Origin of the sequence: Butyrivibrio sp. FCS006, from assembly GCF_000424525.1 — a bacterium.
Lineage (GTDB): Bacteria > Bacillota > Clostridia > Lachnospirales > Lachnospiraceae > Butyrivibrio.
The window spans coordinates 259474-277090 of record NZ_KE384203.1 but is presented as its reverse complement, the minus strand read 5'-3'; the positions used below and the strand labels follow the sequence as shown (position 1 = coordinate 277090).

The following is a 17617-nucleotide window of genomic DNA, read 5'->3' as shown; positions in this document are numbered from 1 at the left end:
TTTTGAGTCACCGGGGACGTTTCAGATTGACTCATTTTGAGTCACCGGGGACGTTTCACTTTGACTCACAAAATGAGTCAAGGGCACGGGTTATGCAGAGACTATGGCGATTGTCTTGAATTGTCGAGGGATGCATCACAAAGAATCTGTGGTCTGCTGGTTGTGATGCTGAAGAAATTTTATTCATCTAATTTTCTACATATATGAGAAAAAGTGCCTGATGGGTATAGAAAAAATTTGTGTTGAAAAGGATGATTGAGCCTATTTTTCTATATATATGCACAAAAGTGAGGTGTGGGCGTAGAAATTGGTGAGACCTGATTTTAAATTTTCTATATATATGATAAAAACTTGGCTGTGGGCGTAGAAAATTTGGCACCCAAAAACTTTTGGAGGCAAAATCTTTCTATATATAGCCGAAAAAGTGCCTGATGGGTATAGAAAATGTGAAGATATGTTGGAAGAGAACCGTCCCCACTGACTCAAAATGAGTCAAAGTGAAACGTCCCCAGTGACTCAAAGTGAGTCAAAGTGAAACGTCCCCAGTGACTCACACCCGGTGACTCATGGATTTTACCTGGGGTGGATATTTGGTTATAATGTGGTAGAGGAGGAAAGTGTATTATGAAAAGACGTGTACTTTCGATGCTATTATCTATGACCATGCTGTGCACTGCATGCGGAGCAGCAGGAAACAGCACTAATGAGCAGTCTGGGGGGCAGGATCAGGTGGCGCAGGAAGCAAGTGAGGATGCGGACGGCGCAGCGCAGGCTGATACATCTGCTGATACCCAGCAGAGCGATGCTTCAAGCACTGCAGCAATCGGTAAACTTCCATCCCTTCTTGGAGATGAGGAGGAGATATATTATGATGAGGCTCTGGTTCCAAGTGTGGAGCCATATACAATCGCTCCGGATTTTTCAAATGTAACTTATCATCCGGACTATGCATATCTGTTTGAACCTCAGTACAAATCTGAGTGGAACGATCCGACGCTCCTTAGGGATGCGCTTGTAAAGAACGGCTTTGCCATAAAGAATCAGAGCGGAGCTGATGAATTCTACGAGATTTATGAGGACAATCGTTATTTCTTTTTCCCAAACTTTGTAACAGTGGATTCTCTGATGCATACTTATCACCTGTACTTTGCACATCTGATGAAGAACACGGAGAAAGACTATCTTGCTGACAAGCTTAAAGAGCTCAGCACCCAGATGCTTTCAAAGAGCACAGAGCAGTACAATACCTTAAAGGGCACAAAGTGGGAGAGCGCAGCACTTAGGAACTTAGAGCTCTTTTACGTAGGAGCATACCTTCAGGATGAGACTGTAGCTGCTCCTGTAGATGACGCGGATTTCGCAGCCGCAGTCAAAGCTGAGATTGACAAGATAAACGGCGCCGAGGCTATTGATGACTGCGTTGTTTCTGGGCTTAAGGAGGACTACACCCAGTACAAGCCAAGGGGCTACTACGAAGGCGATGAGCAGCTTGAGAAATACTTTAAGGCCATGATGTGGTACGGACGCATCCCTATGGCGCTTGATGACGAAGATATGGTCAGAAGCGCATGCCTTATAAGTAGCGCCCTTGCAAGCGATGATGAGGCCTGGAAGAACATTTACTCAGTTACATCCTTCTTTGCCGGTGCTTCTGACGATCCAGGATACGACCAGTTCTCAGCTGCGATCGAGCAGTGCTACGGCTCAGTGCCTGATGTAGCGACCCTTTCTTCAGACGATACGGCCTTTGCAAAGGTCTTTTTGGCAGCAAAAGAGCTTGATCCTCCGGCAGTGAATTCAGTTCCCGTCATGGAAGGTGATGATCCCGTGATCCCATCTTTCCGTTTCATGGGCCAGAGATTTACTGTGGATGCAGCAATCATGCAAAAGCTCATTTTCAGTGCGGTAAAAGAAAACTCAAACGGCGACAGGAGATATCTGCCTGATACCCTGGATACCGCTGCAGCTCTCGGCTCCGACCAGGCTGTTGCAATCCTGAAAGAGCAGGGTGCATATGAATATGAGAATTACGAGAAGAATATGAACACTGCCACCGAGCACTTTAACAACGAAGATCCCAAGATCTGGAACAGCAGCCTGTATGCAGGCTGGCTGAACACCTTAAGACCTCTGTTTGAGTCCAAGGGCGAGGGCTATCCTATGTTCATGCAGAGTGCAGAGTGGGATAAAAGAAATCTCGAGTGCTTTGCAGGTTCATTTGCAGAGCTCAAGCACGACACCATCCTTTACTCAAAGTCAGTAATGGCTGAGATGGGCGGCGGATACGACACTCCACCGGATGACAGAGGATATGTTGATCCTGAACCCAAGATCTACAGCAGATTTATCTTCCTTTCAAACAACACCTTGAAGGGTCTTGCTAACCTTGGAATGCTCAGTGAGAGAGATGAGGATAACCTTAACCGTCTCTCAGAGATCGCCCAGAGGCTCCTTGAGATTTCAGAAAAAGAGCTGAAGGCTGAGTCCCTCACAGATGATGACTACGAGTGGATAAGAAACTACGGCGGATATATCGAGCACTTCTGGAATGAGGTAAATAACCCAGATGATACTCAGGAGCAGGTTTATCCCGAGAACGTGCCATGTCCTGTTATTGCTGATATCGCAACTGATCCCAACGGAAGCATCCTTGAAGTCGGAACAGGCTACGCCCAGACCATGTACGTGGTATTTCCTATCGACGGCGAACTTCACGTTGGAAGCGGAAGTGTTTACAGCTTCTACCAGTTTGAAGCACCTATGTCCGACAGAATGACTGACACTGAGTGGCGCCAGATCCTAAAGGGCGGATATGTCGATGATAACTGGGAATGGGTTGAAACAGAGCCTGCACCGGACCAGCCTGAGTGGACTCAGAGCTACAGAGTAGGGGAATGATGGAGAGGCCGGCATCTGCTAAAAACCGGAAAAAGATATTGTGGCTGCTACTGCTCATCGGAGCAGTGGCGGCCTTTTGCTGTTTATTTGCTCTAAATTATATCCCGGGCGGCTTTACATGGCAGGAGAAGAGGTTAGAGCTAGCCGGACAAAAGACCCTTCTGCTTTCGGGAAAAGAGCTGACTCTGACCGCAGCAGATGGCAGAATCCTCTATAAGTCCGATGATGGCTACAAAGTCCAGGACGCCTTTGTAACTGACCTTGACGGAGACGGTGATGAGGAGTTGATAGCTCTTTTGTGGAAAAGAGGCAGATTCGGCCCGGCAAGACCTTACTGGATCACATCTGATGAAAAGAGCTACAGCCAGCACATCTTCATCTATGATATAAATAAAGATGGAAGCGTTACCCAGAAGTGGTGCGCATCTGACATTGGCCCTGTGGTTGTCAGGATGAAGGTCATGGAGAAGAACAGCGCTTTTCTCCTGACGGAGGATGTTAACGACAAAGCCTGCCTTTGGAGCTGGCAGTCCTTTGGCCTTAAGAACATGGATAACACAGTGAGCTTTGCCTGCTTTGGTGATAATATAATCCATGAGGATATATATCTTTACGGCGAGAGCGTAGCAGGCGGCAATTACGACTTTTTGTACAAGCCTTTTGAAAAAGACATTAATGAAGCTGATGTTTCTGTGATCCAGCTTGAAACCATGCTGGTGGACAAGGCATCTGCTGTTGGAGGTTATCCGTCCTTCGGGACTCCTATTGGTGTCGGAAGAGCCATAGCCGATGCGGGTTTTGATGTGGCAACCTGTGCAAACAACCACAGCATGGACCGTGGGCTGTATGGTATAGATGTGACGGTAGGTTTTTTGCAGCAAAATAACATTACCTGTGTTGGGCTGCACAGCGCCTACGATTCTGATAACAGGGCGTATAAGATAATTACCAGAAACGGCATGAATATTGCGTTGTTCGGATATACTTATGGTATCAACGAGCAGGGGAATGAGAATGATTTCTCGTTCCTGCTCAATAACTTTCCGGAGGGAGAGGAGCAGGAAAAAGAGTTTGTAGAAGAGCTTAAGAGTGCAAGGGACGAAGCGGACTTCGTCATTGTATTTGCCCATTGGGGACTGGAGTATGAGAAGGAGCCTAATGACTATCAGAAGCACATGGCACAGCTCATGGCTGAGGGCGGCGTCGATGTGGTGGTGGGTTCTCACCCTCACGTAGTGCAACCTGTAGAGACAGTGAAAAGACCTGACGGCGGAAACATGCTTGTTTACTACAGCCTTGGCAATTTCAGAGCAGGTCAGGCATTTAGCGAGGATACTAAAACCGGAGCGGAAGCTCTTTTTACAATTGAGCACTGCTATGACGGGGTAAGACTTGCCGGTTATGAGATAAAAGAGATTGACGCATATTGGAAGGATGCTTTGAATAATTAGAGTTAAGTGGAGGAGTTTGAGATGTCTTTTAACAAAAAAGTGATATCCCTGGGGCTTACTGCAGTTCTTGCGGCGGTGGTTGTAGCTGCCGGCGTGACGGGCGGAAATATTGGGTTGAAAGGCGCCGAGGAACAGGCAGATGTGCAAAGTGCTGAGAGCGTGGCGCAGAGTGCAGAGGGGACTGCGAATGTGCTGCCTGTGAATGTGATTGACGACAAGTACAGGACCACTTATGAGGTCTTTGTGTATTCCTTTAGCGACAGCGACGGAGATGGCGTCGGAGATATCAGAGGGCTTATCGATAAGCTTGACTATATCGGAGATGGGGACCCGGAAACCGATACGGACCTTGGCTGCAACGAGATATGGCTCATGCCCATTTCGCCATCGTCCACCTATCATAAATATGATGTGACGGATTATAAGGACATCGACCCGGAGTATGGCACGATGGAGGACTTTGATGAGCTTATAAAGGCCTGCCACGACAGGGGAATCCGGGTTATCATCGATCAGGTTTATAACCATTCATCGGTTGAGCATCCCTGGTTTAAAGATGCGGCGGAGTTTTTGAAAGATCACCCCGGAATCACGTTTGAGAATGGCGATTACAGCGCTTCATTCTACATAGACTGCCCAAAGCTCTCCTACTACAACTTTGCAAACGAGCAGCTTGCAGGCTATGAGCCTCTTCCGGGAACGGAGTATTTCTATGAGGCCAGATTCTGGTCGGGAATGCCGGATCTTAATCTGGACAGTGATGCGGTTCGAAGAGAAATCGCAGATATCACGGGCTTCTGGCTGGAGCACGGTGTAGATGGCTTCAGGCTTGATGCTGTGACCTACTACTACACGGGAAATGACTCTGCAAATATAGATTTTATGACATGGCTCAATGATACGGTGAAGTCTGTAAATCCCGATGCCTACATCGTTGCGGAGGCATGGACCAATTCTGCAACATATCACAAGTACTATGCCAGCGGGATCGACAGTTTCTTTGACTTTGATTATGCGGGAAGTGAGGGCGTAATCGCAGGTGTGGCAAGGGGTACAGCTCCGGCGTCGAGGTATGGAGAAGCTCTTGAGAGCACCCAGAAAGCACTTGAAGAAAACGGACCAGGAACGGCCATTGATGCACCTTTCTTTGTAAATCACGACATGGCAAGAAGTGCCGGCTACTTCACGGGAAAAGGCTCTGAGGACAAGCTAAAGCTCTCCTGGGGACTTAACCTTCTGATGCCGGGTAATGCATTCATTTACTACGGTGAAGAGCTCGGAATGAAGGGTTCGGGTAAGGACGAGAATAAGAGAGCACCCATGTACTGGACAGAAGACTCCGGTGCAGAGGGCATGTGCAAGGGTCCCAAGGCCATGGACTACTTTAAGATGAAATATCCGGCAGCAGATGAGCAGTACGACGATCCTGCCTCCATCTACAACTATGTAAAGGCAGCCATCAAGGCGCGCAACACCTTCCCAGCAATCGCAAGGGGAGAGACAGAAGTGGTTAAGGAGTTGTCCGATGCGGACATCTGCGCCTTTGTCAGAGCATGCAAGGCAGATGATGGCGGAAACTACGATGCTGAGAGACTGTTTGTTGTCATCAATTCATCAGATGAAGCAAAGACTATAGATTTATCAAGTGTTACCGATGCTATTGAAGCTTCAGATATGCCTGTATCCGGAGCTGACATCGCTTCAAACGGAATCGCATATCAGCTAAACACGGGCGAAGAGTGGAGCTCACTTGAGAATACCACCCTGACCATGGCACCCTACGGCATCATTATAATCAGATTCTAAGGACGAAAATGAGTCACTGGGGACGTTTCACTTTGACTCAAAATGAGTCAAAGTGAAACGTCCCCAGTGACTCATTTATGCAACATTTTTCTATTGCTATGTGTTATAAAGATGAAGAGAAATCTTGAACGGTGAAAGGTTTTTGTACGGGTAACAAAAATGATAAACAATGATAGATCTAAAATATTATGCTGGACATCTCTGATCTGCTGGATATTAGGGCATATCACTTTATTTTTGGTAGACAGACTTGAAGCAACATTGCAAAGCCCCTATTCTGATTATGTAGTACCGGTGATGGGAATGCTTCTCGTTGCAGGTATCATTCTTGTGATAGTAGCCAGAGTTAAATCTCCTAAGAATAAATTTGCAAAAACACTATTTATTATATATGTGGTAGAAGTAGTAATAATCATTACGCTGATCATTCTTTTCTTGGTAGCGTGCGAACTCTCATTTAGATCCTGCGAGAGTAATTTTATCGGATGTCTTGAGATGGGGTAAATATATGTATGCCGCAATGATTGGTTTATCTATAGTGCTTGGGCTCGGGGCATATGCTCTGTCTCTTAAGAAAAAGAGTGTTCCTGCAAACATTATTTTTTATTCTGTAATTCTGGAATTGGTCATTTCCATTTATTTGGCGCTTATGACAACTTATGTTTTATCCGGTGCAAACGGTTATGGACTGACAAGCTCCGGTGGAGCTGCAGGAATGCTGATTGGTGTATTTATAATGTCCAAAATAACCCCACAGTATGGGAAAAGCTTTTTTGACTCGTGTGTCCTTTCTCTTCCGCTAATGTATGGTATTGGAAAGATAGGATGCGCATTTGCCGGATGCTGTGGTGGAATCGACTATACCGGGCCACTTCATATAGGGTCGGAAAGAGGAGATGTTTTTCCGATTCAGGCATTGGAAGCTATCGCGTTTTTGAGCATATATGCTATTTCTTTATTCTTGTATTTGAAAGATCGTTTTAACTCACTGCATGCTGCAATAGCATATAGTTTTGCGAAGATTCTTTTGGATTTTCTCAGAGAAGCGCATGAGACCAAGCTTATCACTGCTAATCAGATAATGTGCTTAGGGATTGTACTGGCATTGTTACTGGTAAGTGGATTTGAAAAGAGGAGAGCATTTAGTAATGAATAATGAAACGCCATTTGAAGAAAAAACGCTCTGCGTGATATCGTTGCTAAGCTGGATTGCAGGAAATGCCCCTCGCAGATGAAAAGGATTAGAAATGATAACAGATAATTACATCTTTGACCTATATGGCACGCTGATAGATATACACACCGACGAACAGGCACCTGAGCTCTGGGAGGCAGTGTGTGATTATATTGCAAAAGAGCTGCCACAGTACATAACAGCATCAAACAAAGCTATACTCACAGACCCTGCAAAACTCAAAGAGGTCTTTTTCGAAATGGACAGACAGGAGCGCGTAGCACTGGGTAAGCGCCTTGGCACAGAGCACCCTGAGATCCGTATCGAGTGGGTCTGGGAGAGACTGCTTTCAGACAAGCCTGAAGACAGGGTAAGACCAAAGGCTGAGTACGTTCCGCTTCCCATCTACGACTTCGAAGATGCAGATGAAACCGTAGCTCCGATGCATCTGGTAAGACTTGGTAATTTCTTTCGCCGCACATCCAGAGATGTCTTCAGACTCTACCCAGACACCCTGAAGATGTTGCAATCCCTAAAGCGCAAAGGCAAGAAGATCTTCCTCCTCTCCAACGCACAGCGCATCTTCACCAGGGAGGAAATCCTTGAGCTGGGCATAGCGGAACTCTTTGACGACCTGTTCATGTCCTCGGACAAACTCATCATGAAGCCCGATACAAAATACATGCAGATGCTCCTTGATAAACACAACCTCGATAAGGCAAAATGTGTTATGATAGGAAACGAAATCGGCAGTGATATAAAGATTGCCGACGATATGGGAATGGAGAGTATCCTGGTAACAGACGGGGATTTCAGTAAGATATTATGAAGTACTTTTTGATGTATATTAAGCAGACCCTGAGGTTTGTTTTAAAGCCGCTGTCCTTTGTGCCTGCCATCATCATGATGCTGTTGATATACAGCTTCTCGGCGCAGGAAGGGGACCAGAGCTCGCAGCTCAGTTACGAAGTGGGAGTGAGGGTCTTGACGATTGCCAATGAGACTCTGGACAGGGGCTGGAGCGAAGAACGAATTGAACAGCTGTCCGAAAAGGGACAGTTCTATATTAGAAAAACAGCGCACTTTACGGAGTATTTTCTCCTGGCTGTATCGGTTGCATTTCCCCTTTATGTATATGGGGTCAGGGGATTGTGGCTTTTGTTTTCGGCAGGAATTTTCTGCGTGGGTTACGCCTGTCTTGATGAATATCACCAATCCTTTGTGGCGGGAAGGAGCCCTGGAAAGCGTGATATTTTCATCGACAGCATGGGCGTTTTCTTTGGGATAATAGTTACGAGAATAATTGGTTGGACCGGCAGGATGACCATCTTCAGGCCGCTTTCAAACCATAAAAATGAAAAAGGGTGATACGGGGTTATGTTAAAGGTATTTTTGGCGGAGGACGAGTTCGTTGTCCGCGAGGGGATTAAAAACAATGTGGACTGGAAAGCCCACGGTTACGAATTCTGCGGAGAAGCAGGCGATGGGGAGCTTGCTTATTCCATGATCCAGACTCTAAGGCCTGATATCGTCATCACGGATATCAAGATGCCATTCATGGACGGCCTCACACTCAGCAAGATGGTCAGGGCCGCTTTCCCAAACATAGAAATAGTACTGCTCACAGGCTATGAGGATTTCGAGTACGCCAAGGAAGCCATCAAGATCGGCGTTTGCTCTTATCTCTCCAAGCCTATTAGTGGTGAGAATCTGTTAAAAGAGATTGATGCAGTAGCAGCTAAGATCGAAGAAAAGACAAAAGAGCGCGAGATCGCAAAACGTTACGAAGAAGATATGAAGGAGCGCACAGAGCTCGATAAGCATGAGTTTTTCGAAAATCTTGTAACGGGTGAGAAAGACCTTCCGTATCTTCTTAACAGGGCAAAAGAGCTATCGCTGAACATCACAGCTCTCAGGTACAATGTACTCATCTTAAGGATCCGTTCCATCAAGCACGGGACAGATGAGTATTCAGGCAGTGTGATTGGTGTATCCGACAAGCTGGTTGATATAGTATCAGCCAACAAGGCCCTTTTATTTGATCTTAACCTTGATGGCAAGGCAATCCTATTTAAAGGTGATTCCGACGAAGAGATTACTCAGAACATCGACAACGCCATTGCGCAGATGAAAGAGCTCTTTTCCTCATATCCGCACATCAGATATTTCGGAGGTGTAGGTCAGGTGGTCGAGAGAATTTCGGACATCCCAAGCTCTTTTACCTGGGCAAACAGAGCCTACGCTCACCAGTACCTGACAAGCGAAAGCGACTTCCTCTTCGGCTCAGAAGAGGGACTTCAATCCCAGAGAGACGATGTCATCCTCTCGGAGATCGACCCAAGACACATCGACAGAAGACTTGTTAAGGAGTTCCTCAGGATGGGAGATGAGTCCGAGACTGAGTTCTTTTTGGATGAGTTTTTCAAGGGCATGGGCAAGAACGCAATTCGCTCAACCATGCTAAGACAGTACATTTCCATGGACATCTATTTCACGGTGTCTGACTTTGTCATGAACGAACTGGGACTTTCCAAGGAAGAAGTGGATGCCCAGGTTCCGCAGTCAGACATGCTTTCCGATGAAAAGACAACCTACGATTACCTTGTCGGTATCCTCAAAAAGGCCATCGCTCTTAGAAAGCGCAGCTCGCAGAGTCACTACCGCGAGGTCATTGGCGAGGTTATTTCTTATATTGACCAGCACTACAGCGACGAGGAGCTTTCTCTTAATACGCTGGCTGCACACGTTAATTTCTCGCCCAATCATTTGAGCGCGGTATTCAGGCAGGAGATGGGCCAGACCTTCATCAAGTACCTCACGGATTTCCGTCTTGATAAGGCAAAAGAGCTGCTTCTTTCCACTTCAAGAAAGAGCAACGAGATAGGGGCTATGGTGGGTTACAAGGATCCGCATTATTTCTCCTATCTGTTCAAAAAGACTACGGGCATGACCACAACCCAGTACAGGGGAAAAGGACGCATGGAGGATGAGGAATGAGTACTTCTGCAAAGGAAGGCCGTACCAGGAATAAATCCCGTCTGGCCACTCAGATCCGAATATCATATCTGCTACTTCTTTTGCCCAATATCGTGTTCATGGTCTTTGCTTTCTACAACCTCTGGAAGCTGAGCGTGCGCTACGACGACATGCTCAATTCCGTTGTGGTGGCATCGGAGTTTTCCCTGGATTTCAAAAATGACTTCGACTATGAGACATATCTTTTGATAGTGGGTAACGTTGCCCCTGCGGATTCCAAGATTCCGCAGCTTCTTTCTGATGCCCGCGGAGTTGTTGACAGCCTGAAGGATGTTACGGATACGCCGGATAACAGAAAGAGGCTTCAGAGTGCGGACAAGTATCTCAACAACCTTCAGGGCTACATTGACAACATCACAGAGAACCTAAATTATGACGACCGGTATGAGGCAAACATGCTGATCTGGGAGAACGACGTTCAGATAGTAACAGCTCTTTTACAGGAGACTATCAATGAGTACATCTACTACGAGAACCGTCAGATTCAGATAGCTCAGGCCCAGAACCGTCAGTTCTACTTAAATACCATCAAGGTTTCCGTGGGCATATTTGCCTTTATCGCAGTGGCTATCATCGTCGTTTCCATCGTAGGACCGCTGTGGATCACGCGCCCCATCGAGGAGCAGGTTACAAGGGAGCAGAAGCAGCTTCGTAAGGCTGAGTTTGAACTTCTTCAGGCCCAGATTAATCCTCACTTTTTGTACAACACATTGGATGCCATTGTATGGTCTGCTGAGGCCGGAAATCAGAAGCAGGTTGTTAAGATGGTCGGCTCTCTTTCCGAGTTCTTCAGGTCTTCTCTTAATAAGGGAAAAGAGCTTGTAAGAGTGCGTGAGGAATTATCCCACGCCAGAAGCTATCTTGAGATCCAGCAGATAAGATATCAGGATATCTTAAGCTATGAGATTGAGGTTCCTGAGGAACTGTTTGAGTATGAAATCCCCAAGATTACCGTTCAGCCTATTGTTGAGAATGCTCTTTATCACGGCATCAAGAACAGAAGGGGCGGAGGTAAGATCACCATAACCGGAGAGGAAGGCGATAATGATTACAGGATCATTGTCACCGACGACGGAATCGGCATGGATAGTGAGCGCCTTGCTCAGATAACAGAAGGCCTGTCCGGCAAGAATCCCGGGGATGTCAAAATTTACGGACTGTATAACGTAAATGAGCGCATAAAGCTCTTTTACGGGGAAGAATACGGTATCAGTATCGAGTCGGAATATGACAAGGGCACCAGAGTTGTGATCCGTCTGCCGAAAAAATCAACCGAAATCGTAGAAAATTGAAACTGAATAAAAAATGAATAAAATATTCAACTCTTTTTCTTTGTTTATTTAATGGGAATTTTATGGTTTTTCTCTAGAATTGTAGTTAGTAAGGAATGGTCCTTACACATACATCCATTCTAGGAGGAAAAATTATGATGAAGAAAGTATTGGCAGTTCTTATGGCATCTGCAATGACCTTAGGTCTTGTAGCATGTGGCGGCGCAGCACCTGCAAGCTCAGGCTCAGCTCCTGCAGCATCAGGCGGAAAGATCAAAGTTGGTATCATCAACAACGATCCTAACGAGTCAGGTTATCGTACAGCTAATGACGCTGACCTTAAGGCTAAATTTACAGAGGCTAACGGCTACGAAGCATCATTTGCTTACAGCTTAAAGAACGACGAGCAGATCCAGTACGCTCAGAACTTTATCCAGGACGAAGTTGATTACCTTCTTCTTTCAGCAGCTGATACAGCAGGCTGGGATTCAGTTCTTAAAGATGCACAGGCAGCAGGCGTAAAGGTTATCCTTTTCGACCGTACAATCGATGCTGATCCTTCACTTTATGAGGCTTCTATCGTTTCCGATATGGCTAAAGAGGGACAGACAGCTGTTGACTGGCTCGCCGGACAGAACCTTTCAGAGTACAACGTAATCCACATTCAGGGTGTTATGGGATCAGCTGCTCAGCAGGGAAGATCAGGCGCTCTTGATGCTAAGGTTGCTGCAGAGTCCAATTGGAACATCGTTAAGCAGCAGACAGCTGAGTGGAACGCAGAGAAGGCTCAGCAGATCGTTCAGTCAGTTATCGACGCAGGAACACCTTTCAACGTAATCTATGCAGAGAACGACGATATGGCTAAAGGCGCTGTTGCAGCTCTTGACGCAGCAGGTATCTCTCACGGTGTTGGCAAAGACGTAGTAGTTATGGGATTTGACTGCAACAAGTGGGCACTTGAAGAGCTCCTTGCTCAGAACTGGAACTACGACGGACAGTGCAATCCTTTCCAGTCAAGCTACATCGATGACATCATCAAGAAGCTTGAGGCAGGTGAGACACTTTCACAGAAGACCATCATCATGGACGAGAAGGGCTTCGATGCTACAACAATTACACAGGACGATGTTGATAATTACGGCATCTAATAAATTAGTAATGAAAGGCGCAGCGGCGTTGTCTGCTGCGTCTTTTTTAAAGAAATGAGGAGCAGCCAATGAATGAAACCACATTACTAAAAATGCGTGGCATTGTTAAATCATTCCCTGGCGTCCGTGCGCTTCAGAATGTGGATTTCACCCTTAACAAGGGAGAGATACATGCGCTGATGGGGGAAAACGGTGCAGGAAAATCAACGCTTATAAAAGTACTTACAGGTGTTTATCCCAAGGATGCGGGGAATATTGAACTTGAGGGAAAGGCAGTTGCGATCCATTCACCTCAGGATGCACAGAATCTTGGAATAAGCACGGTTTATCAGGAAATCACGCTTTGTCCGAATCTCACTGTTGCTGAGAATATGTTCATCGGAAGAGGCGAGGGAGTTCTTACAAACTGGAAGCAGATAAATGCTGATGCGGATAAACTCCTTCAGTCACTGGACATTCCGGCCAGAGCAACTCAGCAGCTCTCCAATTGTTCCATCGCAGTTCAGCAGATGGTAGCGATTGCAAGAGCAGTGGATATGGATTGTAAAGTTCTTATATTGGATGAGCCCACATCATCTCTTGATGAGCAGGAGGTTGAAAAGCTCTTTGGCCTCATGAGAGATCTTAAGGAGATGGGAGTAGGAATCATCTTCGTAACACACTTCCTTGATCAGGTATATGAGGTGTGTGACAAGATCACTGTCCTTAGAGACGGACAGCTGGTAGGTGAATATGAGATCAAGGATCTTCCGAGAGTTCAGCTTGTTGCCAAGATGCTGGGTAAAGAAATGGATGATCTTTCAGATATAAAAGGAGAGACGAATGAATACAAAGGAAATGACGCTGGAGAGATCGTGTTCGAAGCAAAAGACCTTCAATCTGATGCCGGAATAAAGCCTTTTGATTTCTTTATCAAAAAGGGTGAAGTAAACGGCTTTACGGGACTTCTGGGTTCAGGCCGAAGCGAGTGCGTAAGAGCAATCTTCGGAGCTGACAGGATCCTTGGAGGTAAGGTCAAGGTTCATGGCAAGGATGTCAAGATAAATAAGCCTATTGATGCCATGAGAAACGGTATTGCTTACCTGCCTGAAGACAGAAAGATAGATGGAATAATAGGAGACCTTTCCGTAAGGGAGAACATAATCCTTGCGCTTCAGGTTCTGACGGGATTCTTTAAGCCGTTTTCAAAAGCTCAGGCCAATGCCTTTGCAGATGAATTCATAGAGAAGCTCAACATCAAGACACCATCAGCTGATAAGCCAATCAAGGCACTCTCAGGAGGAAATCAGCAGAAGGTTATTCTTGCAAGATGGCTTCTTATGCATCCTGAGTACCTGATCCTCGACGAGCCTACAAGAGGTATCGACGTAGGAACAAAGGTTGCAATTCAGAAGCTGGTGCTGGAGCTGGCATCTGAAGGTATGAGTGTGACCTTCATTTCATCTGAGACGGATGAGATGCTCAGAACATGCTCAAGACTGGTAGTAATGCGCGATAGAAAAGTAGTCGGAGAACTTACCGGTGATGATCTTACACAGAACAAGATCATGGCTACTATCGCAGGAGGGGAATAAGGTATGACAAACGATAAAAAAGGAAATGCTTTGGGCGTGATAAAGACGATAGCGTCCCATCAGCTGTTTATACCGCTTCTTGCACTTGTCCTTCTGGCGGTAGTAAACCTGGTAAACGACCCAACATTTTTCGAGATAAAAAACGTAACTAACAACGCAGGCTATATCGTCAAGTCCGGAGCTCTTATCACAATTCTGGACTACGGCTCAGAGCTTGCAATTCTAGCCATCGGTATGACACTGGTAACAGCAGCTTCAGGCGGACAGGATATTTCCGTAGGTGCAACCATTGCCATCGCAGGTTCAGCCATGCTGAGAGTCCTCTGCGGAGGTAATTCAAGACCTGATACCATTCAGGCACCAATCATTGTTGCTTTCCTGGTGGCTTGTATCGTAGGAATGCTCTGTGGAGCTTTCAACGGAATGCTGGTTTCAATATTCAAGATCCAGCCCATGATCGCAACACTGATCCTGTTTACTGCAGGAAGATCAATTGCAGCATGGATCAACAACAACGAGCTTCCTATCGTTCCGGATCCCAAGTTTGCTTACTTCGGCGGATTTATCCCCGGAATACCGATCCCGACCACGGTTTTCATAGCAGCGATCTGTATCGTGATCATCGCTCTTGTGCTTAAGTTCACAAACCTTGGCCTTTACACACAGGCAGTTGGTATCAACGAGAGCTCATCAAGACTCAACGGTATCAACCCCACATTTATCAAGTTCCTTTCATTTGTAATTTTAGGACTCTGCGTAGCAGTAGCAGCTCTCATCAAGGTTAGTCGTCTTTCAACCATCAACTACTCGGTTATTGCAAAAGACATTGAGATGGATGCCATCCTTGCCGTTGCCCTTGGAGGTAATGCCCTTTCAGGCGGTAAGTTCAACATCTGGGCTTCAATCCTTGGAGCATACGTAATCCAGTTCCTTACAACAACTCTTTACAAGTTCAATGTTCCTTCCGATGCGCTTGCTGCATACAAGGCCGTTGTAGTTATCATCCTTGTTGTATTCTCAGCTCCTAAGGCAAGAGAGTATATGGAGATGCTTGTAAAAAAGCTGAATCCTGCAAGAAAGGAGGCGGCTTGATATGAAAGAGAAAAACAAAGTAAGCATCTTTAACAAGATGAATGATACCAGCCTGCTTCTTACCATCACCATTGTTATCTTCTTCCTGATGTATATCGGAGCAGTGCTGTTTCAGGGAGGCGGATTCTCAAAGCCTCAGATGTTCTTTAACATCTTAAATGCCAATGCGGCACTTATCATCACTGCCTGTGGTATGAGTATTGTAATGATCTCCGGCGGAATTGATATTTCCGTGGGCGGTGTTGTTGCTCTTGTATCTATGTGCTGCGCAGTATATCTGGATAAAACAAGTTCTCCAAACCTTCTGGTTTCAGTGCTTATAGCTATCGGTATCGGAGTTGCTTACGGACTTGTACAGGGCTTTCTGGTTGCTGTACTTGATATTCAGCCGTTCATCGTATCTCTCGCCGGAATGTTTTTTGCAAGAGGTATGACAACCATAGTTAACACGGCACCTTTCAACGTAGAGAACCAGGCCTTCATGGCACTTAAGGACACCCGTGTAAACGTACCTTTCCTTGGTTCCTACAACAAAAAGGGCATATACGTTCCCGCATATATTGAAATTGGTGTTATTGTGGCCCTTGTACTTGTGATATTATTATTTGTAGTGCTCAGATGGACCAAGCTTGGAAGAAGCTTCTATGCAGTTGGCGGAAACAAGCAGAGCGCTCTAATGATGGGTATAAACGTAAGAAGGACCAAGTTCCTGTCACACCTTATCTGCTCTACACTGGCAGGTATCGGAGGATATGTATATTTCCTTCATGTAGGCTCAGGATCTGCAAGCCATGCCATGGGTATGGAGATGAACGCAATTGCTTCATCCATCATCGGTGGAACACTCTTAACCGGTGGTGTCGGCAACATTATCGGAACGTTCTTTGGAGTGCTTTCACTTAGCACCATTCAGAACATCGTTGCCTCTGCAGGACTTGACGAAGCATGGTGGACAGGTATCACCATTGCAGCAATGCTCTGCATCTTCCTTCTTATCCAGAGCGTAGTTATGGCTCAGAAAAAGAAAGCTATCAAGGCCTGAGGATAATTAAGGGAACATGAAAAGATTTTTTAAACTGATACCTTTGCTGCTCCTGATACCGGCTATTCTGGCCGGTTGCGGGAGTAGCATTCCTTCCGAAAATGCGGAAGAAATATTAGAAACCCCAAAAGCCGACGATCTCGTTACCGTCGGCTTCTCTCAGTTGGGGGCAGAATCGGACTGGCGAAGTGCAAACACAGACTCCATGTTAAGTGCCTTTACGGAAGAAGCCGGCTACAATCTGATCTACAAAAACGGTCAGCAGAAACAGGCAAACCAGATCACTGCCATCAGGATGTTTATCCAGCAGGAGGTGGACTACATAGTTCTTGCACCTTCTACGGAGGACGGTTGGGAGACCGTGCTGGGAGAAGCCAGAGAAGCCGGCATTCCCGTTATTCTTGTTGACAGAAGAGTAAACACAGCAGATAAAAATCTTTATTCCTGCTGGGTTGGTTCTGACTTTGAGCTTGAGGGAAAAAAGATGGCAGCCTGGATCAAGGCTTATACCGAGAGCAAGGGAATCGCACCTGAGGATCTTCACATAGTTAACATTCAGGGTAACATCGGTTCAACAGCTCAGATAGGCAGAACCAGGGGCCTTGCAAACGCAGCAAGAGACAACGGCTGGGACCTCATGGCAGAGGTGAGCGGAGACTTTACCGAGAACAGAGGAAGAGAAGTCATGGGCGCTCTTCTTAAGAGGTTCGATAACATAAACGTGGTCTACTGCGAGAACGACAACATGGCCATCGGAGCCATTGATGCCATCGAGAGCGCCGGAAGAAAAGCCGGCCCCAACATTCAAAATGGCGAGATCATGGTCGTATCCTTTGACGGCGTCAATAAGACCGCCCTCGACTATGCAAGGCAGGGCAAGATCTCCTGCATCGCTGAGTGTAACCCACTCCACGGCCCCAGAGTCAGAGCCCTTATCGAAGTTCTCAAGATCGGCGAGACTCCCGAGAAATTCAACTACGTCGATGAGATGCTCTTTAGTTCAGTTCCCGGCGTAGACGCCATCGTTGTAGACGACAAGACCTACAAAGTTGAAAGAGAATACTGATGTGAGTCACCGGGGAAAAAAAGAAAAAAGTGTTGACATGACCTGTCGGTTGTGTTAAA

Annotated in this window: 14 protein-coding genes; all 14 read left to right on the top strand. The window is 46.3% G+C overall.

The genetic code is table 11. The annotated features are described in order from the left end of the window. The first annotated feature begins 624 nt into the window (after positions 1-624). The 14 genes from G633_RS17870 to G633_RS0108395 all read left to right on the top strand — a co-directional run bounded on the left by G633_RS17870 (position 625) and on the right by G633_RS0108395 (position 17558). The gene (locus G633_RS17870; RefSeq protein WP_051200060.1) at positions 625-2898 is read left to right on the top strand and encodes a DUF3160 domain-containing protein; all 2274 of its coding nucleotides are present in this window, start codon (positions 625-627) and stop codon (positions 2896-2898) included. Beyond that, the gene (locus G633_RS19260; protein ID WP_081664727.1) at positions 2895-4349 is read left to right on the top strand and encodes a CapA family protein; all 1455 of its coding nucleotides are present in this window, start codon (positions 2895-2897) and stop codon (positions 4347-4349) included. Before G633_RS17870 ends, G633_RS19260 begins: the two co-directional genes overlap by 4 nt. 21 nt (positions 4350-4370) lie before the next feature. Next, positions 4371-6155: an alpha-amylase family glycosyl hydrolase gene (locus tag G633_RS0108450; protein WP_035770995.1), complete on the top strand. Its 1785-nt coding sequence runs from the start codon at positions 4371-4373 to the stop codon at positions 6153-6155. 159 nt (positions 6156-6314) lie between these two features. Then, positions 6315-6659, top strand: coding sequence for a hypothetical protein (locus G633_RS0108445; RefSeq protein ID WP_196804247.1), 345 nt, complete (start codon positions 6315-6317; stop codon positions 6657-6659). Positions 6660-6663: 4 nt separating this feature from the next. Continuing rightward, positions 6664-7311, top strand: a complete 648-nt coding sequence (locus tag G633_RS0108440; protein WP_026519649.1) for a prolipoprotein diacylglyceryl transferase family protein — start codon at positions 6664-6666, stop codon at positions 7309-7311. A gap of 91 nt (positions 7312-7402) precedes the next feature. After that, on the top strand, positions 7403-8158 hold the full coding sequence (locus G633_RS17860; RefSeq protein ID WP_051200058.1) for an HAD family hydrolase: 756 nt from the start codon (positions 7403-7405) through the stop codon (positions 8156-8158). Further along, complete coding sequence (locus tag G633_RS0108430; protein ID WP_026519648.1) at positions 8155-8697, top strand: VanZ family protein; 543 nt, start codon at positions 8155-8157, stop codon at positions 8695-8697. The genes G633_RS17860 and G633_RS0108430 overlap by 4 nt, the downstream gene beginning before the upstream one ends. Before the next feature lie 9 nt (positions 8698-8706). Beyond that, positions 8707-10326, top strand: coding sequence for a response regulator transcription factor (locus G633_RS0108425; protein WP_026519647.1), 1620 nt, complete (start codon positions 8707-8709; stop codon positions 10324-10326). Next, on the top strand, positions 10323-11657 hold the full coding sequence (locus G633_RS0108420) for a sensor histidine kinase (protein WP_026519646.1): 1335 nt from the start codon (positions 10323-10325) through the stop codon (positions 11655-11657). The genes G633_RS0108425 and G633_RS0108420 overlap by 4 nt, the downstream gene beginning before the upstream one ends. 134 nt (positions 11658-11791) lie before the next feature. Beyond that, the gene (locus G633_RS0108415; RefSeq protein WP_026519645.1) at positions 11792-12784 is read left to right on the top strand and encodes an ABC transporter substrate-binding protein; all 993 of its coding nucleotides are present in this window, start codon (positions 11792-11794) and stop codon (positions 12782-12784) included. A 68-nt stretch (positions 12785-12852) separates the two neighbouring features. After that, the gene (locus G633_RS0108410; RefSeq protein WP_026519644.1) at positions 12853-14358 is read left to right on the top strand and encodes a sugar ABC transporter ATP-binding protein; all 1506 of its coding nucleotides are present in this window, start codon (positions 12853-12855) and stop codon (positions 14356-14358) included. A 3-nt stretch (positions 14359-14361) separates the two neighbouring features. Continuing rightward, complete coding sequence (locus G633_RS0108405; RefSeq protein WP_026519643.1) at positions 14362-15450, top strand: ABC transporter permease; 1089 nt, start codon at positions 14362-14364, stop codon at positions 15448-15450. 1 nt (position 15451) lies between these two features. Continuing rightward, positions 15452-16492 carry an ABC transporter permease subunit gene (locus tag G633_RS0108400; protein ID WP_026519642.1) on the top strand — a complete coding sequence of 347 codons (1041 nt, stop codon included), beginning with the start codon at positions 15452-15454 and terminating at the stop codon, positions 16490-16492. 16 nt (positions 16493-16508) lie between these two features. Beyond that, complete coding sequence (locus tag G633_RS0108395; RefSeq protein ID WP_026519641.1) at positions 16509-17558, top strand: ABC transporter substrate-binding protein; 1050 nt, start codon at positions 16509-16511, stop codon at positions 17556-17558. Positions 17559-17617 lie beyond the last annotated feature (59 nt).

Excerpts from the sequence above, each read along its gene's own strand:
- G633_RS17870 (WP_051200060.1), top strand. The coding sequence starts at position 625 with ATGAAAAGACGTGTACTTTCGATGCTATTATCTATGACCATGCTGTGC.
- G633_RS19260 (WP_081664727.1), top strand. The coding sequence starts at position 2,895 with ATGATGGAGAGGCCGGCATCTGCTAAAAACCGGAAAAAGATATTGTGG.
- G633_RS0108450 (WP_035770995.1), top strand. The coding sequence starts at position 4,371 with ATGTCTTTTAACAAAAAAGTGATATCCCTGGGGCTTACTGCAGTTCTT.
- G633_RS0108445 (WP_196804247.1), top strand. The coding sequence starts at position 6,315 with ATGATAAACAATGATAGATCTAAAATATTATGCTGGACATCTCTGATC.
- G633_RS0108440 (WP_026519649.1), top strand. The coding sequence starts at position 6,664 with ATGTATGCCGCAATGATTGGTTTATCTATAGTGCTTGGGCTCGGGGCA.
- G633_RS17860 (WP_051200058.1), top strand. The coding sequence starts at position 7,403 with ATGATAACAGATAATTACATCTTTGACCTATATGGCACGCTGATAGAT.
- G633_RS0108430 (WP_026519648.1), top strand. The coding sequence starts at position 8,155 with ATGAAGTACTTTTTGATGTATATTAAGCAGACCCTGAGGTTTGTTTTA.
- G633_RS0108425 (WP_026519647.1), top strand. The coding sequence starts at position 8,707 with ATGTTAAAGGTATTTTTGGCGGAGGACGAGTTCGTTGTCCGCGAGGGG.
- G633_RS0108420 (WP_026519646.1), top strand. The coding sequence starts at position 10,323 with ATGAGTACTTCTGCAAAGGAAGGCCGTACCAGGAATAAATCCCGTCTG.
- G633_RS0108415 (WP_026519645.1), top strand. The coding sequence starts at position 11,792 with ATGATGAAGAAAGTATTGGCAGTTCTTATGGCATCTGCAATGACCTTA.
- G633_RS0108410 (WP_026519644.1), top strand. The coding sequence starts at position 12,853 with ATGAATGAAACCACATTACTAAAAATGCGTGGCATTGTTAAATCATTC.
- G633_RS0108405 (WP_026519643.1), top strand. The coding sequence starts at position 14,362 with ATGACAAACGATAAAAAAGGAAATGCTTTGGGCGTGATAAAGACGATA.
- G633_RS0108400 (WP_026519642.1), top strand. The coding sequence starts at position 15,452 with ATGAAAGAGAAAAACAAAGTAAGCATCTTTAACAAGATGAATGATACC.
- G633_RS0108395 (WP_026519641.1), top strand. The coding sequence starts at position 16,509 with ATGAAAAGATTTTTTAAACTGATACCTTTGCTGCTCCTGATACCGGCT.